At 62.0% G+C, this 22,851-nt stretch carries 23 protein-coding genes; 16 read left to right on the forward strand and 7 right to left on the reverse strand.

Annotated features, from left to right (window positions below; genetic code table 11):
* Positions 1–1,634 (forward strand): hypothetical protein (locus FJ404_07650; GenBank protein ID MBM3822742.1); only part of this gene is annotated, 1,634 nt, incomplete at its 5' end.
* A 20-nt stretch (positions 1,635–1,654) separates the two neighbouring features.
* On the opposite strand, the gene FJ404_07655 is transcribed toward FJ404_07650, so the two are convergent.
* The 4 genes from FJ404_07655 to FJ404_07670 all read right to left on the reverse strand — a co-directional run bounded on the left by FJ404_07655 (position 1,655) and on the right by FJ404_07670 (position 4,120).
* Complete coding sequence (locus FJ404_07655) at positions 1,655–2,488, reverse strand: prepilin-type N-terminal cleavage/methylation domain-containing protein (protein ID MBM3822743.1); 834 nt, start codon at positions 2,486–2,488, stop codon at positions 1,655–1,657.
* A gap of 128 nt (positions 2,489–2,616) precedes the next feature.
* Positions 2,617–2,907 (reverse strand): hypothetical protein, encoded by a 291-nt coding sequence (locus FJ404_07660; GenBank protein MBM3822744.1) that lies wholly within the window; start codon positions 2,905–2,907, stop codon positions 2,617–2,619.
* Positions 2,904–3,722, reverse strand: coding sequence for a hypothetical protein (locus FJ404_07665; protein MBM3822745.1), 819 nt, complete (start codon positions 3,720–3,722; stop codon positions 2,904–2,906). The genes FJ404_07660 and FJ404_07665 overlap by 4 nt, the downstream gene beginning before the upstream one ends.
* Positions 3,723–3,727: 5 nt before the next feature.
* Positions 3,728–4,120: a MoaD/ThiS family protein gene (locus FJ404_07670; GenBank protein ID MBM3822746.1), complete on the reverse strand. Its 393-nt coding sequence runs from the start codon at positions 4,118–4,120 to the stop codon at positions 3,728–3,730.
* Between FJ404_07670 and FJ404_07675 the strand changes: the two genes are divergently transcribed.
* The 8 genes from FJ404_07675 to FJ404_07710 all read left to right on the forward strand — a co-directional run bounded on the left by FJ404_07675 (position 4,119) and on the right by FJ404_07710 (position 10,109).
* A complete protein-coding gene (locus tag FJ404_07675) occupies positions 4,119–4,751 on the forward strand; it encodes a hypothetical protein (protein MBM3822747.1) in 633 nt (210 codons plus the stop codon). The two genes, FJ404_07670 and FJ404_07675, sit on opposite strands and share 2 nt — an antisense overlap.
* Positions 4,748–5,065: a transcriptional regulator gene (locus FJ404_07680; protein MBM3822748.1), complete on the forward strand. Its 318-nt coding sequence runs from the start codon at positions 4,748–4,750 to the stop codon at positions 5,063–5,065. Before FJ404_07675 ends, FJ404_07680 begins: the two co-directional genes overlap by 4 nt.
* Before the next feature lie 108 nt (positions 5,066–5,173).
* Complete coding sequence (locus tag FJ404_07685) at positions 5,174–5,659, forward strand: hypothetical protein (GenBank protein ID MBM3822749.1); 486 nt, start codon at positions 5,174–5,176, stop codon at positions 5,657–5,659.
* Positions 5,660–5,664: 5 nt separating this feature from the next.
* Positions 5,665–6,594, forward strand: a complete 930-nt coding sequence (gene ispH / locus FJ404_07690) for a 4-hydroxy-3-methylbut-2-enyl diphosphate reductase (GenBank protein ID MBM3822750.1) — start codon at positions 5,665–5,667, stop codon at positions 6,592–6,594.
* 161 nt (positions 6,595–6,755) lie between these two features.
* On the forward strand, positions 6,756–6,986 hold the full coding sequence (locus tag FJ404_07695) for a hypothetical protein (protein MBM3822751.1): 231 nt from the start codon (positions 6,756–6,758) through the stop codon (positions 6,984–6,986).
* 22 nt (positions 6,987–7,008) lie between these two features.
* Positions 7,009–7,590 carry a GNAT family N-acetyltransferase gene (locus tag FJ404_07700; GenBank protein MBM3822752.1) on the forward strand — a complete coding sequence of 194 codons (582 nt, stop codon included), beginning with the start codon at positions 7,009–7,011 and terminating at the stop codon, positions 7,588–7,590.
* Positions 7,591–7,595: 5 nt separating this feature from the next.
* Positions 7,596–7,859, forward strand: coding sequence for a zinc-ribbon domain-containing protein (locus tag FJ404_07705; protein MBM3822753.1), 264 nt, complete (start codon positions 7,596–7,598; stop codon positions 7,857–7,859).
* A gap of 519 nt (positions 7,860–8,378) precedes the next feature.
* Positions 8,379–10,109, forward strand: coding sequence for a proline--tRNA ligase (locus tag FJ404_07710; protein ID MBM3822754.1), 1,731 nt, complete (start codon positions 8,379–8,381; stop codon positions 10,107–10,109).
* Positions 10,110–10,172: 63 nt separating this feature from the next.
* On the opposite strand, the gene sppA is transcribed toward FJ404_07710, so the two are convergent.
* Positions 10,173–11,393: a signal peptide peptidase SppA gene (sppA, locus tag FJ404_07715; protein MBM3822755.1), complete on the reverse strand. Its 1,221-nt coding sequence runs from the start codon at positions 11,391–11,393 to the stop codon at positions 10,173–10,175.
* Positions 11,394–11,788: 395 nt separating this feature from the next.
* Between sppA and FJ404_07720 the strand changes: the two genes are divergently transcribed.
* The 4 genes from FJ404_07720 (at position 11,789) to FJ404_07735 (ending at position 18,487) form a co-directional block, all read left to right on the forward strand.
* A complete protein-coding gene (locus tag FJ404_07720) occupies positions 11,789–12,577 on the forward strand; it encodes an SDR family NAD(P)-dependent oxidoreductase (GenBank protein ID MBM3822756.1) in 789 nt (262 codons plus the stop codon).
* 13 nt (positions 12,578–12,590) lie between these two features.
* Positions 12,591–13,796 carry an L-2-hydroxyglutarate oxidase gene (gene lhgO / locus FJ404_07725; GenBank protein MBM3822757.1) on the forward strand — a complete coding sequence of 402 codons (1,206 nt, stop codon included), beginning with the start codon at positions 12,591–12,593 and terminating at the stop codon, positions 13,794–13,796.
* A gap of 324 nt (positions 13,797–14,120) precedes the next feature.
* Positions 14,121–16,997 (forward strand): DUF1553 domain-containing protein, encoded by a 2,877-nt coding sequence (locus tag FJ404_07730; GenBank protein ID MBM3822758.1) that lies wholly within the window; start codon positions 14,121–14,123, stop codon positions 16,995–16,997.
* Positions 16,994–18,487: a DUF1501 domain-containing protein gene (locus FJ404_07735; protein MBM3822759.1), complete on the forward strand. Its 1,494-nt coding sequence runs from the start codon at positions 16,994–16,996 to the stop codon at positions 18,485–18,487. Before FJ404_07730 ends, FJ404_07735 begins: the two co-directional genes overlap by 4 nt.
* Before the next feature lie 15 nt (positions 18,488–18,502).
* Here the strand turns inward: FJ404_07735 and mnmE are convergent, their stop codons facing one another.
* Positions 18,503–19,879 (reverse strand): tRNA uridine-5-carboxymethylaminomethyl(34) synthesis GTPase MnmE, encoded by a 1,377-nt coding sequence (gene mnmE / locus FJ404_07740; protein ID MBM3822760.1) that lies wholly within the window; start codon positions 19,877–19,879, stop codon positions 18,503–18,505.
* Positions 19,880–19,896: 17 nt separating this feature from the next.
* A complete protein-coding gene (locus tag FJ404_07745; GenBank protein MBM3822761.1) occupies positions 19,897–20,379 on the reverse strand; it encodes a hypothetical protein in 483 nt (160 codons plus the stop codon).
* A 94-nt stretch (positions 20,380–20,473) separates the two neighbouring features.
* Here FJ404_07745 and FJ404_07750 point away from each other — a divergent pair, with 94 nt between their 5' ends.
* Genes FJ404_07750 through FJ404_07760 form a run of 3 tightly spaced genes read left to right on the forward strand, consistent with a single transcriptional unit; the run spans position 20,474 to position 22,848 of the window.
* The gene (locus FJ404_07750) at positions 20,474–20,923 is read left to right on the forward strand and encodes a hypothetical protein (protein ID MBM3822762.1); all 450 of its coding nucleotides are present in this window, start codon (positions 20,474–20,476) and stop codon (positions 20,921–20,923) included.
* Between the two features lie 29 nt (positions 20,924–20,952).
* Positions 20,953–21,741: an SIS domain-containing protein gene (locus FJ404_07755; protein ID MBM3822763.1), complete on the forward strand. Its 789-nt coding sequence runs from the start codon at positions 20,953–20,955 to the stop codon at positions 21,739–21,741.
* A 42-nt stretch (positions 21,742–21,783) separates the two neighbouring features.
* Positions 21,784–22,848 carry a cobalamin-independent methionine synthase II family protein gene (locus tag FJ404_07760; GenBank protein ID MBM3822764.1) on the forward strand — a complete coding sequence of 355 codons (1,065 nt, stop codon included), beginning with the start codon at positions 21,784–21,786 and terminating at the stop codon, positions 22,846–22,848.
* Positions 22,849–22,851 lie beyond the last annotated feature (3 nt).

Genomic DNA, 22,851 nt, shown 5'->3' on the forward strand with positions numbered 1-22,851 from the left:
TCAAACATGCTTTCAAAATTGCCGGCACCCGATCCGCCTGCTTCGCCGGAGCCGTCCTCGCCATCGCAGGTCTGGCCTCCTGCCAGCTCCTCCCTTTCCTTGAGTTGCTGCAATGGTCCCAGCGCGACGCGGATTTCGGGGGCACCGATTGGGCCATGCCTGCGACAGGTTGGGCTAATTTCATTCTGCCGCTCTACCACTGCTTCACGAAGTTCTTCGGGGTGCCCGCACAATTTGGGCAATACTGGACGGCTTCGTATTACAGCGGGATCATCGTGTTGGGTTTGGCGTCTGTCAGTTTGGTGCGCGTGCGAGACTGCCGCGGACTGGCCTTGGGTGGCCTGTTTCTTCTGTCCATCATCCTCGCTCTGGCCGAAGCGACTTTCTTGGATGGATTCTTCCGGGCTGTTCTCCCGCAAGCGGGTCTCTTTCGATATCCCGTGAAATGGGTCGTGGTCTCGTCGTTCGCCCTGCCTTTGCTGGCTGCCTTCGGCTTGGCTTGGATGGAGAAGCGCCCTCGGAATGCAAACGGGCTTGTTCGAGGAGGCGGGTGGATGTTCGGCGTGCTGCTGCTCCTTGTGTGGATCCTGGCCTGGGAGGGCCACCGCTATCCGAAACATTCCGGCGTGGATCTGCCGCTGGCGGCGAACGCGGCGGGGCGGACGTTGTGTCTCCTTGTGGGAGCGGGTTCACTCATGGTCGGGCTCGTGTCCGCCTCCTCAAAGTGGCGCGAGATCGCGCGAGGACTGTGTGCGCTGGCCGTGGTGTTGGACTTGAAGACCCACGTTCCCGAATTGAACCCCACGGTGACGCGAGAGATTTACCAACCGGGATTGATTCAAGATCCCGCGCATCCGCTTCACGCGGGAGCCTACCGCGGGATGACCACGCCTCGATCCGAAGTCGAGGCTCAACGGCGGCCTGCCCAGGATCCGGTCCGGGATTTTCTGCTCAGCCGGAAGTTGTTATTGTCGAACTGCAACCTGCTCGACGGGCCCGCCAAAGTGGACGGCTTGTTTTCGCTCTCGATCAGGGATGTCGACCGAATCCACCGCCAACTCCTTTATCGCACACTGGATGTGCCGGCATCACGCGAACCGCTCCTGAATTTTCTAGGGGTGCGCACGATGGTCGAGGTGAAAGATGGCGCTCTGGAGTGGCGGCTCCGACCCGATGCGATGCCTTGGATCACCGCGGGTCAAGGACCGAGAGTGTCCGCCGCCATGTGGGATGTCCTGGCCGATGGCGCCTGGAACCCGCGGCGGGAGGTTTTGTTCGATGCCGAGGTTCCATTGGCACTTGGTGCGGTTGCATCGTCGAACGCGGTGGTGGAGAATGTTCGCTGGGGGAATCACGAGATCGAGTTCACGGTGCGGACCTCCGAGCCGACCTTGGCCGTGGTGGCTCAAGCATGGTATCCTCCTTGGCGAGCGACCGTGGATGAAAAGCCCGTTCGATTGCTGAAGGGAAATGCGGCGTTTCAAGCGCTGGAAGTTCCGGCCGGAACACACCGCGTGCGGCTTCGTTATGAGGACAGGAGCTTCGTCCGGGGCTGCGCAATCAGCGCGTCGAGCGTGGTGGCTCTGGTTTTGCTGGCGCCATTCGCCTCGCGCCGGAGGCGGGACGGCGGGTGATCGAAACGGAATCGGGCAGATTACTTCAACGTCGTCGTCCGTTCCTGGATCCATTGCAGATCTTTGCTGGCGCGGGCGACGATATTGTGGGCGATGCGCTGGCCGGGTGTGGTGGAACGAATGGTGCGATAATCGAGCCAGCGATGCAGTTCGACATGGCCATCGGCGAAACTGACCACGCCTCCGTTGTTGTGGTGAGTGGCCGGGAGATGGAAATAGGTGTCACCCCCTCCATTGGCACCCGGCATCAGCACGATAAACGCGGGGGTGCAGAGGCTTTGAGGGGTCAGATCCTGAGTTAGAAAAATCCCGGACGGTTGGGAGAGCTGGGAAGTCTTCTTGAACACTTGATATCGGCTCGAATGGTGCCGGTTCATGGAAGCGGTGGGCCCGAGATACAAGTTCATGGCAAAGCTCCGAACTTGGGGAACCGGGCGTCCACGTAAAGCCACGAAACTCGTGCGGTCGCTGGGACACTTATAAACATGTTTCGTGGTTAAATAACGGCTGAACGAGGCATAGCGCGGATCGATCAGATAAATCTCGTTCGTGAACGGTTGATTGAAATTGTGATAACCACCCCCCACCCAAAGGGTGTCCCGGCCGGCGCCCTCTTCCGCGCCATTGGCCACCATGGCGTCATTGAAATCCGCCGAGTAAAGCGTCCAGGTGGTCGCAATCTGCCGTTGATTGTTCAGACATTGAATGCGTTTGGCGCTCTGTTTGGCTTTGGAAATCGCGGGCAAAAGCATTCCTGCCAGGACGGCAATGATGGCGATGACCACCAGCAGTTCGATCAACGTGAATCCGTGGTGAAAGTGTCTTCTGCGGGAGGTGTTGCAGGTCGAGGGCATAAGGAGGCCAGATGGTTGACCAAGCTCTTAACCTATTTCAAAGCACAGCGGCAACGTTGATTCGGAGGAAGCTGGCTGGTTGTTCGCGGGCACAGGGATGAGGGACTCCTGCCGCTTCGGCTAGATCATCATACCACCGCAACTTTCACACAATGAATCGGCGGCAGGTTCGAGAAGAGGCATTCCCATTCCTCACCCCCTTCCCGGCCGATCCAGAGCTGGCCGGTCGTGGTTCCGAAATAAAGCGCTGGCGCGCCAAGTTCGTCGATGTCCATCGCATCCCTCAACACCGTGAAATAGCCGTGTTTCTTGGGCAGTCCCTTCGCCAACCGGGTCCAGCCGTCGCCGCCCGACTCGCTTCTCCAGACCGCCGGGGCGCCCCCGGGGCTGGTCCGCGTCATTGGTTCTAACGGCATCACGTAAACGACGTCGGGATGGTGCGGATGGACGGCGATGGGGAATCCGAAGGCAAACCTTGGGCGATGCTGCGCCAGGTATGGCCATGGTCGTCACTGCGCAACACGCCGATGTTCGGACGCCTTCCGCCGGGTCCATCCCACTCGGCCCATCCGCCGTGATTTTGCATGTAGAGCCGGCCTGGCGCGGCCTTGTGCCCGGCGATTTTATGCACGCATTGGCCGAATTCCGGATAGGGATCGGGCATGAATCCCGCGCCCACGCCTTTGTTCGCGGCCGTGAAAGTTTCGCCTCCATCCTCGCTGAGGTAGTGTCCACCGGTCGAGATGCCGAGATGGACGCGTTGTCCGTCGCGAAGGATGGTATGCATGCAGAGCCCGCCGGTGCCCGGTTGCCATTGGGAAGCGTGCTGGTGATTGCTGATGCCGGGAACGATTTCCCAGGTGTCGCCCTGGTCGCGGCTGCGGAACAGCGAGGCGGGCTCGACGCCGCAGAGGAGTTCCTTTTTGTCGCGCCCCGCTTCGAGGGCCCAAATATTCGCGAGGGCGCGTCCGTCTCCTTTGGGGAACGCAGGGGCAGACTTCGTTTCGCGGAAATCTTTTCCGAGATTGGTCGAGACCAGGACCTTCATTCCGAAGAAGGGGTTGCAGCTCGACGCATAGATGCGCGGCGTGCCACGCGTGTCGATGAGTGAGGAATAGACGGAGACTCCCGCGCCGAAGGGGCCACGCAAGGCAAACTTGTTCCGCGTTCTGGCGGCTTCGGCGACGAAGAGCCCTTTCTTGGTTCCGAGGGTGAGCACGATTCGTTGAGCCATGGGATTTATCCTCCGGAGACGGCGGGGAGGAAAATGACTTCGTCGCCATCGGCGAGCGGTGTCTCGATTCCAGCGCGGTCTCGCATGTGTTCGGTGTTGATAAAAACGTTGATGTGGCGCCGGACGGCGCCGGTTTCATCGCAAAGGCAGACGTAGAGTTCCGGGTGCCGTTGCTCCAACATCTCCAAGAGCGCCCGCACGGTGGCGGCTGGCAACTGAAGGGAAGCGAGTCCCTCGCATCGTTCACGCAACGGAGACGGCACATGAACAGAGACGGCGTGAGGCTGCGGATCATCCCCGCCACGAGAGCAAGGCGGAGGAGCGACTGTCGCAAGCCCTCGGCATTCAGGTCGGAGAAAGCTTTGACTTTTCGACTTTGCAGTGCAAAGTTTTTGCATGCCTTCCCGTTCGGCGGAAGCCAATTTGGCCGCGATTCGAACGTTGATGGAGCGGTCGGCGCTCTATCGACGAGCGGTGGCGCCCTTGCAAGTCCTGGCCGGAGTTGTGGGGGTCACGGGGGCGCTGTTTGGCGTGGCCTTGGACATGAAGGACCCCCGCCAGACGGTGATGTTCTGGATGTTCACCGGGCTCGTGGTCGGCACCTTTGCCTTGGTGCTGGTTCGCCGTCAGGCTTTGGGTGCGGGCGAGCGGTTTTGGACCCCGCCCGCGAGGCGCGTGCTTCAAGCCGTGTGTCCCGGGTTCGCCGCCGGAGCCATCCTGGCGGTGCCCACGCTGTCCGACCGTCCCATGGGCAAAGCCATGGCCGAGCTGGTCCCTGCGCTTTGGATGGTTTGTTACGGATTATCGATGCATGCGGCGGCTTTTTTCCTGCCGCGTGGGCCCCAGCTTTTGGCGTGGTTGTTCATCGCCACGGGCGCGGCGCTCGGGCTCGCGTTTGCCTTTTCCTGGTGGAAACCGAAGCCCTCGGATTTTCACTGGTGCATGGGAACCGCATTCGGCGGGTATCATCTCGTCAGCGGGGTGGTGCTGCGCTGGGCTGAAAAGAGGGATCCCGATCTCGTGTCATGACCTCCACTTCCCTTCATCATCAACTCGACAGGGTCATCCATGAAAAAGGCCGGCTGGCCATCGTGTCCATGCTGGCCGCCGCGCGGGAGCTTTCCTTCACGGAAATTCGGGAAGCCCTGGGCATGACCGATGGCAACTTGATCACTCACTTGAAGACGTTGCAGTACGCGGGATTCCTGGTCGTGTCCAAAACCTTTTCCAATCACCGTCCCCTGACGACCTGCTCCCTGACCGGGGATGGTCGCAAGGCCTTCGAACAATACTTGGACCACATGGAGGCCTTGGTCCGGCAGCATCGAAAAGCACAGCCCTGATTTTTGAACAAAAACAAGCCGCCACGGTCAGAGACTTTTTGAAGCAAAGTAAACTTTTTCCGGACCTCGCCGATGCCTCCTTGGATCGCGCGAATGGACCGTTGTCTCATGATCACCGAAATCTGGCTTGAACCTTCCGCCGCCGCTCTGGCGGCCATCCCCTGGAGGGTGTTCCAAGAATCGGGAGGAGTTCATCTTTTCCTGGCCGGACTCGGCTGCGGCGCCTGGATCTTGCGCCGCGCGCCTCGACTCTGGCCCCAGTTCTTCATCGGGTTCGTGGCTTGCCTTGCCGGTTATCTCAATTTGTTGACGGACGAGATACGCTTGGCTGCGCGCACGTCTTTCACGGCTGCCCTCTTCGCCGGATTCCTCCGCCCCGCCCAGTCTCCGCGCTGGGTTCCTTGGATCGCGCTTCCGGTTCCGGTGGGTGAGTTCCTGCGCCACGCCTGGACCCAGCCGATGCCCAATCTCACGGCGATTCTCGCGGCCTGCACGGTGCTGTTCCCGGTGACGCTTGGAGTCATGCTGGGTCGGCTTGGACGCCGTCGGTCGCTCAAGAACCCCATCTCTTCGCACGTCATCGCCCGTTCCTGAACTCTATGCGTATTCTTCGAGCCAAACATTTGGGCATGTGTTTTGGGGTAAAGGACGCCATCGCCATGGCTCAATCGTCCGCCGCTCAGAACCCCGAACCCCTCACCATCCTGGGCGATTTGGTTCACAATCCGACCGTGCTGGAGGATCTGCGCCGCCAGGGGATTCGTTTCGCACCACTCTCCTTGGAAGCGCCCCAGGGCCCGGTGATGATCACCGCCCACGGCACGTCGGATCATATTCGCGCCCTGCTGTCGCACCAGACTTCCACCGTGCTGGACGGCACGTGTCCCCTGGTTCATCATGCGCATCAGGCGTTACGGGCGTTGGTGGACACCGGGCATTATCCGGTGGTTGTTGGGGTGGCCGGGCACGTTGAAGTACGGGGATTGACGGGGGATTTCGAGGAATTCTCCGTGGTGTTGACCGAGAACGACTTCCGCGACATGCCTCGGCGAGCCCGATATGGGGTGGTGGCTCAAACCACTCAGCCCATTGCCCGCGTGACGGACTTAGTGTCGGCGATGCGGCGGCATTTTCCGGATGCGGCGGTGGAGTTTCGGGACACCGTGTGTCGTCCGACCAAGCAGCGGCAACAAGCCGCCGAAGCTCTGGCTCGTATTTGTGACGTGGTGGTGGTGATTGGCGGCCGTCACAGCAACAACACCCGCGAATTGGCCGCCACCTGCGCCGGCGCTGGCGCGCGCTCGCTCCGGATCGAGCAGGCCTCCGAACTCAGGCCGGAATGGTTCGATCAAGCAGAAACCGTCGGGATTACGGCGGGGACCTCCACGCCCGACGCCGATATCGAGGCGGCTGAGGCGTGGCTGCAATCCCTGGCGGCCCGCCGGGGAGGCTCGGGTGAACAGACCCACGAGTGGATGGGATCGATCCCCGATCGATTTCCTGCCTCATCCGAGGTGACAGGAAGGTAGTGTGGAGTTTGCTTGCTTCATCTGACGGGTCGGGTCGCCCGGCGTGAGGCACCCGATTCACCCCGTCGGCCGCACGGCTTAACCCGGATATTTCATGCTGAGCTTGAATCCGCGACAGTTTGCCGCGTGAGGGCACGCGGCCTACCATCGCGACTGCCTCCGTGTTTGTAGTCCTCACCGGGCGTTCCGTGCATGAAATATCCGGGCTTGATCTGCCCCGGTTGATCCGCCGGGTCGAAGTCGAGCGCGCCGCCCGACTCGAGGCTGAGTTCACCGCCAAGCGCAGGTTGGGCTTGCTCCTCGACCGGCAACTCGAGCTTAAACCTGGAAACGGCAACTCAGCTCCGTCCCGCTTTTACTTGCGGCATGGATTGAAGGTCGATACTCTCTGATCAACCTTCAATCAGGCATCGCATGTCTCTCGAATCCGCGCTGGATGTTTACCCCAAGACCGTGGCTCTTCCGGGCGGCCTGAACGCCGAATTGCGGCCGCTGGCCGAGTCCGACGAGGAGGCGTTCCACCGGTTTTTCCTCGAAATTCCCGCCCCTGAGCGGCTCTTCATCAAGCATCACGTCACCGACCGCGCGCTGATTCGCCAGTGGTGCCAACAGATCGATTATGACCGCAATCTGCCTCTGCTGGCCTGGGCGAATGGCCGCGTCGCCGCCGCCGCCACGCTGCATCAACAGCACGGCGGATGGAAGAGGCACATCGGACGCGTCAGCGTCATGGTGCATCCGGATTTCCGTTCGAGAGGACTGGCCCGCGCCTTGATCAGCGAATTGATTCACCTTGCGGCCTCCGCCGGCCTTGAAAAAATGGAAGCCGAGTTCATCAGCCGCCAGGAAGGCGCCATGAAAGTCTTCGCGTTGCTCGGCTTCAGCGTGTTGCTGCGGTTGCCGGACTACGTGAAGGACCTGCAGGCAGTTTCGCACGACTACATCGTGATGGGATTGGACCTCCTGACGGACGAGGAATATGCCGGGATGGGATAAGGCCCATGCCGCCCGACGTTTGTCCCCAGTGCGGAGCCATGATCCCTGAGCGCGCCCGTGCGTGCCCAGATTGCGGCTCGGATGAGAACACCGGCTGGTCGGATGACGCCCAAGCCGACCGGCTGGGCCTTCCGCAGGAAGGTTTCGACTATGATCGATACGTCGAGGAGGAGTTTGACGAACCCCGGAAGCGACAGGGGCCCCATTGGCTTTGGGTCCTCGTGGCGGCCGGACTCGCGGCCTGGATGTTGCTGGCCTGGATTCGCTGATGCCGCAGCCATTCGGAAAAGCCTCGCTCCGGTAAAGGAGCAAAAAACGCGAGAAGCGCCCGAGGTCCAGCGGTGCATCCACAGGTTGTCGGAGACCGGGTTGTCTTGGTAACGCAGACAGCCCTGTCTGCTGTTTCGCAGGCTGCCCAGCCTGCGGGGCGACGAAGGAAATTAGCCCGCATATTTCATGCACGGGACGCCCGGTGAGGACACCGGGCCTCCAAACACAGAGCCAGGCGCGATGGTAGGCCGCGTGCCCTCACGCGGCAAACTGTCGCGGATTCAAGCTCAGGATGAATGATCCGGGCCAGGCGCGTGGAGAGCATGGAAGGGCCTCGTTCTTCACCCGCCGGGCCGACGGGCCGTCGGCGATACGGCAGGCTGGGCAGCCTGCGCCACACGACAGACAACTTGTGGATGCACCGGAGGTCCAGCCGAGGTGTGGTTTTGACTTGTCTCACCGGGTTGGGGCGGTGACGTTTCCCGCCGCCTCGGAGTTGCCGGGGCGATGATCAAACTATGCGCTGGTCCCAGACTCTCATTCCCACCCTTCGGGAAACTCCCGCCGAGGCGGAGATCGTCTCGCACAAACTCCTTCTCCGGGCCGGCTTGATCCGCAAGCTCGCCGGCGGCCTCTACACATTCCTGCCCTTGGGGCTCCGGGTCCTGCGCAAGGTGGAGCAAATCATCCGGGAGGAAATGGACCGCGCGGGAGCGCTCGAGATCCTGATGCCCGCGCTTCAGCCCCCGGAGATCTGGCAGCAGAGCGGACGCTACAAAACGGCCTCCGAGGTCTTGTTCAAGGTGCGTGATCGAGCGCGCAAGGAATGGGTCCTGGGCCCGACCCACGAGGAAGTCGTGACGCTGCTGGCGGCGGGAGAAATCAGCTCCTACCGTCAGTTGCCGCGCAATTTTTATCAGGTTCAGGTGAAATTCCGCGACGAGATCCGCCCCCGTTTTGGCCTGATGCGCGCGCGCGAATTCATCATGAAGGACGCCTACAGTTTCGATGTCAGCGACGAGGCGGCCATGACCAGCTATCACAAGATGTACGAGGCGTACACCCGCATCTTCGAGCGATGCGGACTCAAAGCGTTCCCCGTAGAGGCCGACACGGGCGTGATCGGCGGGAAATTTTCCCACGAGTTCATGGTCCCGGCCGAAACGGGTGAGAACGAGGTGGTTTATTGCGAGTCGGGACGTTACGCCGCAAACATCGAAAAGGCATCCAGTCGGGGCCCCCTTGAGCCGACGCCTTCAACCTCCACGGGAGCCGCGGTGGAGAAGTTCGCGACACCCGGTGTGGTGACGATCGAAGCGCTCGCCCAACCCCCCTACAGCGTGCGCCCCGAACAACAGATCAAGACGCTGGTGTATCTGGTGGAGGGCAAAGCGGTGCTGGTCCTGATCCGCGGCGACGATCAGTTGAACGAAGCCAAGCTGGCCGCCCAACTCGGCACCACAACGTTCAGACCGGCCACGCCGGAAGAAATCCAAGGTGCCTTGGGCGCCAAGCCTGGAAGCCTGGGAGCCGTGGGTGTCGATCAGTTGACAGTGTACGCGGACGAGACGCTGCGGAGCGCGAACGGCATGACGACGGGCGCGAACGAGGATGGTTTTCATTTCCGCCACGTGTCCATGACACGGGATATTCGCGTCAGCGCCTGGCACGATTTGCGCACGGTCCGCGAAGGAGAACTTTGCGTGACCTCCGGGCTTCCGCTGAAAATCCGGCGGGCGATCGAAGTCGGCCACGTTTTCAAGCTGGGCACCAAATATAGCCAGGCGATGAACGCCCTTTTCCTCGACGAGCAGGGCAAGCAACAGCCCGCGTTTATGGGCTGTTACGGCATTGGAGTCACCCGCACCCTGCAAGCGGTCATTGAACAGTGCAACGACAAGGACGGTGTGCTTTGGCCGTTGCCCGTGGCCCCTTACAGCGTCGTCATCACGCCCCTCGCCATCCAGCCCGGAACACCCGTCATGGACACCGCAACCCGGCTCTACGAGCAATTGCAGGCCCGAGGCGTGGATGTTCTGCTGGATGACCGTGACGATCGTCCGGGGGTAAAGTTCAAAGACGCCGATTTGATTGGCATCCCGTTGCGCATCGCCGTCGGGGAGAAGTCGCTGGCCAAAGGCGAAGTCGAACTGAAGCCTCGAGGTGGAACGGTTGTCTTGGCCAGCCCCGAGGCCGCGCTCGAACGGGTCACGCGCTGGGTGCAAAGCGGCGGCAACGAGCCGGTTTGATCGCAAGAGCCCACTCGCCCGGACCCTTCGATGCCGTTTCTCCCATCCGAGAGAACCCGGCGATCAACGTTCTCCGAACAAGTGGCTTGAAACCAGATAAAGCCGCCCGGCCTTGAGCTTGGGCCAGTCCAGCCCGAGTTCGATTTTGACGGACCGCGATTCCGTCTTGCCGAAGAGTCTGAAGAGGCTCCCGAATTCGAAAGGTTCCTTAAAGCTGACAATGTTGGCGTCCGGGATGCCGGCGATTTCCAAAGCTTTCTTGATCGCGGAGCTTTGATCGCCGAGTTCATCGACGAAGCCCTTGTCTCGCGCCTGGCGGCCCGAGAAGATCCGTCCATCCGCGTGCTGCACCCAGTCTTCCGCCAGCTTTCCACCGGTGTCGCCGTTCTTTTCCCCCGCCCAGCGCCGTCCCTCAAGGATGACCGTCTTGAAGCGTTCATACGTCTCGTTGATCATGGACTGCATCATTTCTTTTTCCTCGGGCAGGACTTCCAACCGGTCCCCGCTCAGCATGTCCTTGAATTTCCCGCTTTTATAGACTTCCGGACGCACGCCGACTTTGTCCATCAATGCACGGTAATTGTAGCTATGCATGATGACTCCGATGCTGCCGGTGATGGTCAATTCATTGGCCACGATCCACCGGCACGGAGCGGCGACGTAGTATCCGCCCGAAGCCGCCAGGCTGCCCATCGCGGCAATCACGGGCTTCTTTGTTTCTTTTTGAAAATCACGAATGATCTTGTAGATCCGGTCCGCCGCCAGCACCTCCCCGCCCGGGGAGTCGATCTTCAAGAGCACCGCCTTGACGCGGTCATCGTCCGCCGCCCGGTCGAACTGTTCCTGGATGAGATCAACCGTCGAACGCCCAGAAGGATCGAAGGCCTCATCCATGATGATGCCTTCAATGCGAACGAGCGCGATTTTGTTCCTGGAATGGTTGTTCACCACCACCGTTTCCACGAGCGAATCGCCATTGGCGTGATCGGACACATGGGAAAAATGAGCCAAGCCCTCTTTGAAGCCCGAAACGAGTGCATAGAGCACCCAGATTCCAAACCCACCCACGACCAGCAGCAACACCACCCAGAAACGCATCCTGGATCGCGGCGCCCGCGAGGGGGGCGGCGCAGTCGGCGGGGCGGCGGAAGGAAAGGACCGGGGCACGATGGGCGGGGGCGGAGGGATGATGGGTGGAGGTGACGGCGGACAAGTCGAAGCGTCCTCCGCAGCGGCATCGGAGGGGCAGCCCGGCGACGAAGAGGCGGGAGCGTCGTGATCCATTGCCCCGAAACTAAGCGTAAGGTGCTCATCCAGCAAGGATGGAACCGGGAGGGTGCCTCAATTCCCGTGAATCCCGAACTGGTCTCTAATGTGGCGCAGGCGGCCCAGCCTGCCGTATCGCCGACGGCCCGTCTGCCCGGCGGGTGAAGAACGAGGCCCATCGATGCTCTCCACACGCCGGGTTTCCTTCGTCGCCCCGCAGGCTGGGCCGCCTGCGCCACAGCAGACAGGGCTGTCTGCGTGACCACGACAACCCGGTCACCGGCAACCTCTGGATGCACCGGCCTGAATTCGGTGCACCCGCAGATTGGCCGTGGTGCACGCGGCAACGCCGGGGCCGAATCGTTTTCAGGGGCTGGACTTGATCCAGGATTCCTTCCTGGTACAACCGGCGCATGCCAACACGTTTTGCCCATCAATGGGTCCTCATCACCGGAGCCTCGAGCGGATTCGGCGCCGCCGCGGCCGTGGCGTTCGCGCGAGAAGGAGCGAACCTGCTCCTGGGCGCCCGCCGTGTCGCCAAGCTGAACGAGGTCGCGCAACGCTGCCGGGAAGCCGGAGCTCCCCAGGCCCTCAGCCATGAACTCGATGTCAGCAGCACCCCGAGCGTCGAACAGTTCGCCCAGTGGGCCAAATCCACGACCCCCGGAGGCTTGGACGTGCTGATCAACAATGCGGGCGGTGCCAAAGGATTGGACACCGTGGAGACCGGCAAGGACGCCGACTGGGAATGGATGATGCAGACCAACGTGCTCGGGGTGCTGCGCATGTCCCGCGCGATGCTGCCCCTGCTGCGCCAGCGTTCCGGATCGAGTTTGATCAACATCGGTTCGATCGCGGGACGCGTGGCTTACGAAGGCGGCGCGGCCTATTGCGCGGCCAAGGCGGGCGAATTGCAAATCACCAAGGCTTTGCGGCTGGAGCTTTCGGGCACCGGCATTCGAGTCACGACCGTGGATCCAGGCATGGCTGAAACCGAGTTTTCCCTGGTGCGTTTTTCCGGGGACGCCGCCAAGGCCGCCAAAGTGTATGAAGGAGTGGAGCCGCTCACGGCCGATGACGTCGCCGAGACCCTCGTTTGGGTGGCTAGCCGGCCCAAACACGTCACCATCGATGAAATGATCATCAAATGCACGGATCAAGCGGCCCTTCACAAGGTCTTCCGACGCCCCGCCAAGAATTAGTCAGGATGCCGACGTGAATCGATTCGATCTCGCCGTGGTCGGCGGTGGCATCGTGGGATTGGCTGCCGCGTGGACCTTCGCCAGGCGCCATCCGGGCGGCAAGGTGCTCGTCCTCGAGAAGGAATCCCGGCTCGCTTCTCACCAGACGGGACGCAACTCCGGCGTCATTCACTCGGGAATTTACTACAAGCCCGGCTCACGCAAAGCGCTTCACTGCCGGGCCGGACGCGAAGCGCTCATCCAATTCTGTCAGGAACACCGCATTGCCCACGACCTGTGCGGGAAACTGATTGTGGCCACGGACCCTCAAGAACTGCCGCGGATGGACACCCTTTTCGAACGCGGCCGCGCCAATGGCGTGCGGTGCGAAAAGGTGGGGCCCGAACGCATTCGGGAGCTGGAACCGCATTGCGCCGGGATCGCGGCGATTCAGGTTCACGATGCCGGCATTGTGGATTACCCCGGCGTGTGCGAAACGCTCGCCCGCTTGATCCGGGGCGCGGGCGGATCCGTGGAGACCGGGGCGCACGTGGAATCGCTGGAAGCGCGCGAGGATGGAGTGGTCCTGCGAGCAGGAGACCAGGAATGGACCGCTTCCCTCGGCGTCAATTGCGGCGGTCTGCATTCCGACCGGCTGGCGCGTCTGGCCGGGGCAAACGCCCAATCCCAAATCATTCCGTTCCGCGGCGAGTATTTCGAGATTCGGCCCGGGCGCACCCATCTGTGCCGGAACTTGATTTATCCTGTGCCGGATCCTCAGTTCCCTTTCTTAGGGGTGCATTTTACACGCATGATTGAAGGAGGGTTGGAGTGCGGACCCAATGCGGTCCTGGCCTTCGGGCGGGAGAGTTACCGGTTTTCGGATGTGAATTGGGGGGACACTTGGGAAATGCTGACGTTTCCCGGTTTCCGGAAGCTGGCGGCCAAGCATTGGCGAATGGGCATGGGCGAGTTCCATCGATGCTTGTCCAAGGCGGCCTTCGTCAAAGCCTTGCAACGACTCATCCCGGAAGTAGGGGCTGAGGACCTGACGCCCATTCCGGCGGGCATTCGCGCGCAAGCGGTGCGTCCGGACGGCGCCTTGGTGGACGACTTCGAACTGATTCGCGATCGACGCATGGTCCATGTCATCAATGCCCCATCTCCCGCCGCCACGGCGTGTTTGCAAATCGGATCGGCCGTGGTGGATTTTCTGAGCGGGGAGAGTTCGATCACCTGATCAGCAGGCAAGGGTCCGTCGCGCCGCAGTCCACCCGCTTAGTTTGAGCTTCGCCGCCAGCAGCCGCTCGGATCGCGCGGATGAGTGGAGAATTCCTCTCTGTCCTGGAGTTGCACCCAGACGGTCGATCATCCGGGGCGAAGGCATCCACCCAGGGCGGGCCATGGAACGGGAGGAGAGCGCCGCGGCCGAGGGGAGCGAGCGGAAGCGCCATGAACGGCGAGCCCCGGCAACCAGCAGATGCACCGGAACTACGGGAACCTCACACCGCCCAGTTGAATCGGTCCACACTTTGTGCCAGGATGCGGATCCTGATCGAACCCCATGCCCTGGCCTCGCGTCATTTTCTGGATGTGCTGCCTCACCGCCCTGACCGGCCGGGCGGCCGAAGGCGTGGACTATGCCCGCGATGTCAAACCGCTCCTCAAAGCCCGCTGTTACAGCTGCCACGGCGCGCTCGAACAAAAAGCGGGCCTGCGGCTCGATACAGCCGCGTCCATGTTGCGAGGCAGCAAGAAAGGCCCCGTCGTTCAGCCCGGCAAACCGGACGAGAGCTCGCTCCTCGCACGCATCGATTCCCATGACGCCGACGAGCGGATGCCTCCCGAAGGAGAACCGTTGTCCGCCGAGCAACAAGCAAAGTTTCGCGCCTGGATCCTCGCCGGCGCCACCGCCCCGCCGGACGAGAAACCCGAATCCGACCCCAAGGATCATTGGGCGTTCAAACCTCCAGTCAAAGCGCCACTCCCCTCCGCGGCATTGACCCTTGTCGCCGAGAAGTCCGATCCTACCGTGGCGGCTTTCTTCGCGTTCCACGGACCGGCGAATCCCATTGACGCTTGGATTTCCACCCGGCGTCAGGCGGCGGGGCTTTCCTCCCTGGGTCAGGCTCCCAAATCGATTTTGCTCCGCCGGGTCTATCTCGATTTGGCCGGGCATCCACCCACCCGCGCTGAAATCGAAGCCTTTCTCGACGATTCCTCCGAGGACGCTTACGAGCGGGTTGTGGATCGCCTTCTCAATGCCCCCGCTCATGGTGAACGGTGGGCTCGTCATTGGATGGATATCTGGCGATACAGCGATTGGTACGGACGCCGCCAGGTGCCCGATGTCTGGAACAGCGCCCCCCAGGTCTGGCGCTGGCGCGAGTGGATCGTTCGATCGCTCAACGAGGACAAAGGCTATGACAGGATGCTGGCCGAGATGCTCGCCGGCGACGAACTCGCTCCCCAGGACGACGGCGCGCGCGCGGCCACCGGCTATCTCGTGCGCAATTGGTACGCGCTCAACAAAAATCAATGGCTCCGCGATGTCGTGGAGCATACCGGCAAAGCGTTCCTTGGACTCACTTTCAACTGCGCGCATTGCCACGACCACAAGTACGATCCCATCCGGCACGAGGATTATTTCCGGTTCCGCGCGTTCTTCGAACCGATTCAAGTGCGCCAGGACTGGGTTCAAGGCGAGGCGGATCCGGGCCCCTTCCAAAAATACGATTACAGCACCCTGCGCCGCGTCGTCACCAACGGCATCGTCAGCGTCTTCGACGAAACCCTCGACGCCAGGACGTTCATCTACTTGCGCGGAGATGAACGAAGCTTTCCCGATGGCAAACCAACCGTCGAACCCGGCCTGCCGCGATTCCTGCGCGCCGACCCTCTGGCCGCCGAACGGGTCCATCTTCCCTCCCAGGCGTCTTATCCGGGATCCAAAGCTTTCATCCGCGAGGCTGAGCTGGCCAAACGGCTGCGAGCTCTCGATGAAGCCGTCAACGCCCGTGAGAAAGCCGATCGTGAGTTCGAAGAGGCACGCGCCCAGTTTTCGCCGTCCCTCGCACCCGTCGAGCGCGCGCAAGCCTTCTCCCGCTGGCTGGCGGCTGAAACCCTGAGCCGACAACGCTTCAACCAATGGCGGATTGCCCAGGCAGATCTCGAAGCGGTGCAGAATCGATTGGCCGCCGACGGAGCTCCGCTCCCGCCTCCCACCCCGGCCGCCTCGTCGCAGCCCGCATCCGATGTTTCCCAATCCGCCATCACCGCCGAGAAACGGCTTGCGCTTCGCAAAGCCGAGGCCGAGCTCGACGAGGCGGAAGCTTCTCTCGCGTTGTTCGAAGCCGAGCAAGCCATGGCGGAAGCGCGGCGGAAAGCGGGCGGCGCTGCCGAATCCAAAGAGGAAAAGGTTAAAGCCGAAGCCGCCCGCAAGAGTGCCTCCGAAAAGGTCACCGCCCAACGCAGACGTTTGGAAGCGCTTCCGGCCAACTTGCAAACCAACCTGCTGGCTCACACCCCCTTCTCGCCAAAGTACCCCTCGCAAAGCACCGGACGCCGCGCGGCTCTCGCCCGATGGCTCGCGAGTCCTGAGAATCCCCTCACCGCACGCGTCGCCGTGAATCATATTTGGACGCGTCACTTCCACACGCCCCTCGTCGCAACCACGTTCGATCTCGGACGCAACGGAAGTCAACCTGCGCACCCCGAGCTCCTGGACTGGCTCGCCGCCGACTTGATGGAGCACGGCTGGAGCATGAAGCACCTGCACCGTCTCATCGTCACCAGTCAAACCTATCGCCAAGCCTCTTCCCCCGACGATTCGGAAGCCGCCGCCAAGCGGTTTGCGACGCAACGGGAAAAGGATCCCGAAAACAAGCTCTTCTGGCGCATGAACGCCGGCCAGATGGAAGCCGAAGTGCTGCGGGACAGCCTGCTCCATCTCGCCGGCGAGCTCGACTTCAAGGCGGTGGGATACCCTCTCCCCAACAGCCAGGCCGAAACGAATCGTCATCGCAGCCTCTATTTCGAGTGCTTCCCTGAACCCCTCGGCCAAAGTGCCTTCGCCGAGCTCTTCGACGCGCCGAATCCGAACGAATGCTACCGGCGCAGCCAAACAATCGTGCCCCAGCAGGCTTTGGCACTTTCCAACAGCAAGCTGGGGTTTGACCAAAGCCGGGCGCTGGCTGGCAAACTGGCGCCGATCACCGACGCCCGCCAATTTGTTCAACACGCGTGGGAACATATTCTGGCCCGGCGCCCGACCGAGGCTGAGGTCGCCAAGGCCGTCTCGTTCCTCGACTTGAAGCCTTCGGCGTTATCCTCCGCACCCGGAGCCCCTCGCCAGGATTCCACGGAAACCCTTGTCCTGGCCGCGCGCGCCGGATTGGTTCACGCCCTGTTCAACCACCACGAATTCGTCACCATCCGATGAACTCTGACTGCACCTTCTGCGGCCGATTTCCCCGGCGAAGTTTCTTGTCCGACATGGGCATGGGTTTTGCCGGTCTGACCCTCGGTTCCATGCTTTGGCGTGACGGATACGCCCGCGCCGGCGACTCCGCTCACCTCCCTTGGAAGCCGCCTACCGGCCAGCCCCTCTTCCCTCCAAAAGCCAAATCCGTCATCTGGATTTTTCTCAGCGGCGGCTACAGCCACATGGAGACCTTCGATCCCAAGCCGGCCTTGAATGAGCACGCGGGGAAAACCTTCGACAAAACGCCTTTCGCCAACCCGCTCCATTCGCCGCTCCACCAAAAGCGCTTCCGGTCCGTTCCCGCGGACGACATCAACATTCGCGATGTGTACCCGATCATCTACCCCATGCAGGTCGGGTGGAAATCACGGGGCCAGTGCGGGATCGGGATCACCGATTGGTGGCCTCACCTTGCCGGATGTGCCGACGACATCGCCTGGGTCCGCAACATGTGGACCACCGACAACGATCATTGGGCTGAGAACCAGATTCATACCGGGCGCCATCGCCTGGACGAGACTCAGCCCAGCATCGGTTCCTGGATTCACTACGGGCTTGGCAGTGTGAATGACAACCTGCCCAGTTTTGTCACGGTCGGACTTCCCAAAGCACACAACTCCAGCGAATGTGCGCATGCTCACTACCTCGGCCCCGAGCACGCGGGCGTCCCGCTTGAAACCGATCCCCAAAACCCGCTTCCCTTCGGAGTTCGACAGCCCGGGATGACCCTCGAGGAACAGGCCCGCGAGTTCGAGTTGGTCCACGATCTCAATCGCTTGGCCGCCGAACGGCATCCCCACGACGAACGCCTTCAAGCCCGCATCAAGGCCTACGAGCTTGCCTTCAAAATGCAGTCTGCCGTGCCCGAGGCCATGCGCCTCGAAGCCGAGTCGGCGCACATCCGCAAACTCTACGGACTCGACCAAGACCATACCAAAGTCGCCGGGGAACGCTTCCTCGCCGCGCGCCGCCTCGTGGAACGCGGCGTCCGCTTCGTCCTCGCCTATCCCAGCCGCCTGGGTGGGTGGGATTCGCACCAAAAGTTGAAGGATAATCACGAAAAACTCTGCGCGTCCGTGGATCTCCCCACCGCCGGTTTGCTTCGCGATCTCAAGCAACGCGGCCTCGACAAGGATGTCCTGGTGGTGTTCTGCACGGAATTCGGACGAACCCCCGGACTGGAACAGCGCGCCGGGGGCAAGGACGGGCGCGATCATCATCCGCATGGTTTCACGATTTGGTTTGCCGGCGCGGGCGTGAAGCCGGGCTCCATCCATGGCGCCACGGACGAACTGGGTTATCACGCTCTGGGTCCAGGACACTACGTGACCGACCTGCACGCCACGGTCCTGCATCTGCTGGGTCTGGAATCGCGCCGTTTGGATATTCCCGGGCGCAAGCGTTTGGAAATCGACTACGGCAGTCCGATTCGGGAAATCCTGGCCTGACGATCGCCGGAAGGACTATTTCCCAATGCAGAACTTGCTAAAAATGAGGTCCAGCAAGTCTTCGGTCGAGGTTTTCCCCACCACCTCGCCCGCCGCGCCCGCCGCGGCGCGCAACTCCATCGCGGCGATCTCGAGCGTCCAGTTTGACTCCATCGCTGCTTGCGCCTTCTCCAAGGCTTCCCCCGCCCGCCGCAGCGCGTCTTGATGACGCGCGTTGATCATCAACTGCCATGATTCGGCCGGACCGCCGCCCTGCCAGACGCGCCGGGAAACAACCTCTTTCAAGTCCTCCAAGCCCGTCCCTTCCAGGCAACTGATGCGAACCGCCTCGCGCAAATCCACGACCCGAGTCCAGTCCGGATGACACGACCGATCGCACTTGTTCAAGATCAGGATCGACTTCGATCCCGATCCATCCGCCAACAGGGAGAGGTCGTCCGAATGGGGTGGTTCCGACTGATCCACAACATGCAAAACCAGATCGGCGGTGCCCATGGCTCGCCGGCTGCGTTCCACTCCTTCCCGTTCCACCGCGTCGGCCGTTTCCCGCATCCCCGCGGTGTCGATGAAGATCACAGGAATGCCGCGAATCGAGGCCGTCTCCTCGATGGTGTCCCGTGTGGTGCCCGGCGTCGGAGACACGATGGCGCGTTCATGGCCGAGAAGATGATTGAGCAGACTGGACTTGCCCGCGTTGGGACGTCCCACGAGCGCGGCGCGCAAACCACGCCTCAAGACCTGTCCTTCGCCTGCTCGAGCGAGAAGCCGCCCGACGAACGCTCGCGCGCGCGTCACTCGATCCCATAAGCCAGCCTGCGTCTGGGGCGGGAGATCCTCCTCGGGAAAGTCAATATGGGCCTCCACCACCGCGAGCGCCTCCATCAACTCGGCGCGCAACGCTTCGATTTGCTTGGAAAGTTTCCCCGCCAGTTGCTCCTGAGCTACCGACGCGGCGAACTCCGTGCGCGCATGGATCAAGTCCGCAACCGCTTCAGCCTGGGTCAAATCGATCCGGCCGCTCAAAAAGGCGCGCCGGGTGAACTCACCGGGTTCGGCCGGACGCGCTCCCGCTGCGAGGACGGCTTCCAACACGGCTTTCACGACCACCAGTCCTCCGTGACACCCAATCTCAACCGAATCCTCGCGGGTGAACGTGCGCGGGGCGCGCAGGATCAACACCATGACTTCATCCACCACCCTTCCATCCCGCACGATATGACCGTAATGCGCCGTGTGTGTGGCGCAATGGCTGGGAAGGCTGCCTTGGCCTGAGGGACGAAAGCAGCGATCCGCGACCTCAAGGCAGCGAGGACCACTTAATCGCACGAGGCCCAGGGCGGCCTCGCCCAAAGGCGTGGCAATAGCCGCGATGGTATCCTCCGGACTCAACATGTGTCGTCCGGTTTCGCCTACTCGACGTGGCCACAGGGACCGCGCTGATTTTCCGCCTCGCGTCCCTGGAGAAACATCCGGGCTTTCTGGTAGCTCTTCTTTTGCAGATAATGCCTCAGGGCCGGGTCGATACCCGGACCCAGTTTGGCCCCGGCCTCGTCGATGCGGGCAAACAACGCCTGAAAACTGACGTTGGCCCCTGCCGAGCCTGACGGTTGAATACTCCGCTCCAGTTCCAACAATGCCTCCAACAACTCATTTTCCGCCGTCGTCATCCGCCAAGATTTGCCCAACCCGGCAGCCTTGCCAAGCCCTCGTGGCAGCTTGTCGGGACGCAGGCGCAACCGCTCAACTGCTCCGTTGAGGTTCAAGTCACCCAGCTCGATTTCATTCGGCTTCGTTGCGACTGGCGCTTCGCACGCAGCCGCGCTCCCCCAAAATCCCCCCTTTCCATCCCCGAGCGCGGCGGAGTCGAGACACCAGCCACAGCGCGTGGTCATCGCGTCGGGCTGGGCCTTTTCGCTTGAGTTCGGCAGCGGACGCCTTCAACCATCGGCCCCGCAACGCTCGGTCAACGCATCCATCTCTCGCATTATGAAAAAACTGTTTCCTCGTTCCCTCCTCGTCCTGTTGTTTTCCCTCGGACTGGCGACGTTCTCTCTCGCCAATGATCTCGATCGCCTGAACGGGACCTGGAAAACCGAGCGCAAGTCGCCCGATGGCGAAGTCGCCAAACTCACCCTCGAAATCAAGGCCGGCAAGTTCAAGTTCCGCATGCAGGACGCGGACGGTTCCCTCCGGCTCTACGCTGAAGGCTCGGTGAAAATCGAGAAACAAGGAGTCTTCCAGGCGCTTCGCTTCGGCGACATCAAGGGTGGTGTCAATGAAAACGAGCTCAGCGAGGTCAACGACGACCGCCTCAATCTGTATCAATTGGGCTATGACTCCCTCACCATGGCTTCCAATTTCGATCGCGAACGCGACGAAGCCCCCCGCATGGACGTTTACAAAAAGGTGACCGAGCCCAAAGCGGAGAAAAAATAGCCCCCGGATCTTTCCAAACCACCCCCGGCATGGATTCCACCTCTCCAGCCCGCGACTTCCTGACGCGGGCCGCAGGTCTCGTCGGCACGGTGGAGTCCCAACTCGATGCCATTCGCACGGCCGCGGACTGGTTTGCCGCCTCCATTCTCGCCGGCCGCGTCGTGCATCTCTTCGGCTCCGGGCATAGCCGGATCCTGGTTGAGGAAATGTGGCCCCGCTACGGATCGTTCCCCGGATTCAACCCCATCGTCGAACTCTCCCTCAGCTTCCACAATCTCGTCGTCGGCGCCAACGGCCAGCGCCAGGCCATGTTTCTCGAAAATGTGTCCGGCTTGGCCGCCCGCATCCTCCGGAATTTCCATCTCGCCCCCGCCGACACCGCCCTCATCGTGTCCTCCAGCGGATGCAATGTCGTACCGGTTGAAATGGCCGAATTGTTCCGCGCCAGAGGGGTGAAAGTCGTGGCCATCGTCAGCCGCGCCCACGCGGACGCCAGCACCAGCCGCCATCCGCGCGGACACAAGCTCCACGAAACGGCGGACCTAGTCCTCAATACAGGCGCCCCGGTTGGCGACGCCATGGTCACCGTGCCCGGCCTGGATACGCCGGTTTCCCCCGGCTCGACGATCGGAGGCTGCCTGCTCGTCAATGCGATCAAAGCTGAAGTGGCCGCCCGACTCACGGCCGCGGGTCAGCCGCCGAAAGTGCTGACAGCCGGCGCGCTCGTGGGTGGAGATCGCGCCACCCAGTTGTTCGAATCCGCCTACGACGAGCACGCGGATCGCATGGCCCGGCTCTACCAGCAACCGCGCGTCTAGTCCCGCGGACCTTGGATCCTTGAACGAACGGTTCGAATGCTCATGAAAGAACGTCCCCTGCGCACCACCGTCATCGGCAGTTACCCGTTCCCCAGTTGGCTCGAATTCGCCTGCCAACACCTGGACCGCTTCGGAGAATCCGACCGCGCCGAACTGATCGAGGACGCGGTGACCATCGCGGTGCGCGATCAACTCGAAGCCGGCCTCGATGTCATCACCGATGGGGAACAAACCCGGCTCGATTTCAATCTCTCCTTCTACGGATTCCTGGATGGACTCGAACTCGAATCGGCTCCGCCCCGGGTGTTCGGTCCGCCTGCCCATGACCAGCGCGGACGACACAAGGTGGTTCGCACCCTGTCTGCTCCCCGCGGATTGGGCGCGGTCGAGGATTTTCGCCGCCTGCGCCGCCTCGCCTCCCCCCAGCTCGAGTTGCTCAACCCCAAACCAGCCCTCAAAGCCAGCGTGCCCGGACCCTACACCCTGAGCGGACGGCTGGTCCCCAACGCCCAGTATCCGGACCGCTGGGCGTTGACCGAAGCGCTGCTCCCGTTCGTGCGGGCTGAACTCGAAGCCCTGGCCGATGAAGGGTGCTCCGAGATTACCGTGGATGAACCCTCCATGAGCTGCTACGCCTATCGCGAGGATCCCCGACGTTTCGTCGATATCTTCAACCGCACGGTTGAACCGGTCCGTGGGCGATGCCGGCTCTCCACGCACCTCTGCTTCGGAAACTACAAGGGCCGTGCCGTCGGCCCCCGCCGCTACGCCCCCATGTTTCCGGCTTTCCTCGACATGCATGTGGACGAAATCCACCTCGAAATGGCCAGCCGCGAATTCTCTGAACTCGACCTGCTCGCCGCCATTGCCCGTTCCAAGGACGCCGCCGTCGGCATCGTCGATGTCAAGAGTTATCACGTGGAAACCCCGGACGACATCGCGGCGCGCGTCCGCGCTTGTCTGGTCCACGCTCCGGCAGAACGGCTCTCTTTCGCCCCGGATTGCGGCTTGAGTCAAACGGCAAGGTGGGCGGCAAAACAAAAGCTTCGCCACCTCGTCGCCGGTGTGGAAAAAGTCCGGCAGGAACGAGGCTTGCCGCCAGCCTAGCCC

It is taken from the genome of Verrucomicrobiota bacterium, from assembly GCA_016871495.1.
In the GTDB taxonomy this organism is placed as follows: Bacteria; Verrucomicrobiota; Verrucomicrobiia; order Limisphaerales; family VHDF01; genus VHDF01.

Coding starts and splice junctions, on each gene's coding strand:
- FJ404_07735 (MBM3822759.1), top strand. CDS start 16,994: ATGAACTCTGACTGCACCTTCTGCGGCCGATTTCCCCGGCGAAGTTTC.
- sppA (MBM3822755.1), bottom strand. CDS start 11,393: ATGGATCACGACGCTCCCGCCTCTTCGTCGCCGGGCTGCCCCTCCGAT.
- FJ404_07680 (MBM3822748.1), top strand. CDS start 4,748: ATGACCTCCACTTCCCTTCATCATCAACTCGACAGGGTCATCCATGAA.
- FJ404_07700 (MBM3822752.1), top strand. CDS start 7,009: ATGTCTCTCGAATCCGCGCTGGATGTTTACCCCAAGACCGTGGCTCTT.
- FJ404_07685 (MBM3822749.1), top strand. CDS start 5,174: ATGATCACCGAAATCTGGCTTGAACCTTCCGCCGCCGCTCTGGCGGCC.
- FJ404_07755 (MBM3822763.1), top strand. CDS start 20,953: ATGGATTCCACCTCTCCAGCCCGCGACTTCCTGACGCGGGCCGCAGGT.
- ispH (MBM3822750.1), top strand. CDS start 5,665: ATGCGTATTCTTCGAGCCAAACATTTGGGCATGTGTTTTGGGGTAAAG.
- FJ404_07745 (MBM3822761.1), bottom strand. CDS start 20,379: ATGACCACGCGCTGTGGCTGGTGTCTCGACTCCGCCGCGCTCGGGGAT.
- FJ404_07720 (MBM3822756.1), top strand. CDS start 11,789: ATGCCAACACGTTTTGCCCATCAATGGGTCCTCATCACCGGAGCCTCG.
- FJ404_07665 (MBM3822745.1), bottom strand. CDS start 3,722: ATGGCTCAACGAATCGTGCTCACCCTCGGAACCAAGAAAGGGCTCTTC.
- mnmE (MBM3822760.1), bottom strand. CDS start 19,879: ATGTTGAGTCCGGAGGATACCATCGCGGCTATTGCCACGCCTTTGGGC.
- FJ404_07670 (MBM3822746.1), bottom strand. CDS start 4,120: ATGCAAAAACTTTGCACTGCAAAGTCGAAAAGTCAAAGCTTTCTCCGA.
- FJ404_07750 (MBM3822762.1), top strand. CDS start 20,474: ATGAAAAAACTGTTTCCTCGTTCCCTCCTCGTCCTGTTGTTTTCCCTC.
- FJ404_07655 (MBM3822743.1), bottom strand. CDS start 2,488: ATGCCCTCGACCTGCAACACCTCCCGCAGAAGACACTTTCACCACGGA.
- FJ404_07675 (MBM3822747.1), top strand. CDS start 4,119: ATGCCTTCCCGTTCGGCGGAAGCCAATTTGGCCGCGATTCGAACGTTG.
- FJ404_07710 (MBM3822754.1), top strand. CDS start 8,379: ATGCGCTGGTCCCAGACTCTCATTCCCACCCTTCGGGAAACTCCCGCC.
- FJ404_07705 (MBM3822753.1), top strand. CDS start 7,596: ATGCCGCCCGACGTTTGTCCCCAGTGCGGAGCCATGATCCCTGAGCGC.
- FJ404_07730 (MBM3822758.1), top strand. CDS start 14,121: ATGCCCTGGCCTCGCGTCATTTTCTGGATGTGCTGCCTCACCGCCCTG.
- FJ404_07760 (MBM3822764.1), top strand. CDS start 21,784: ATGAAAGAACGTCCCCTGCGCACCACCGTCATCGGCAGTTACCCGTTC.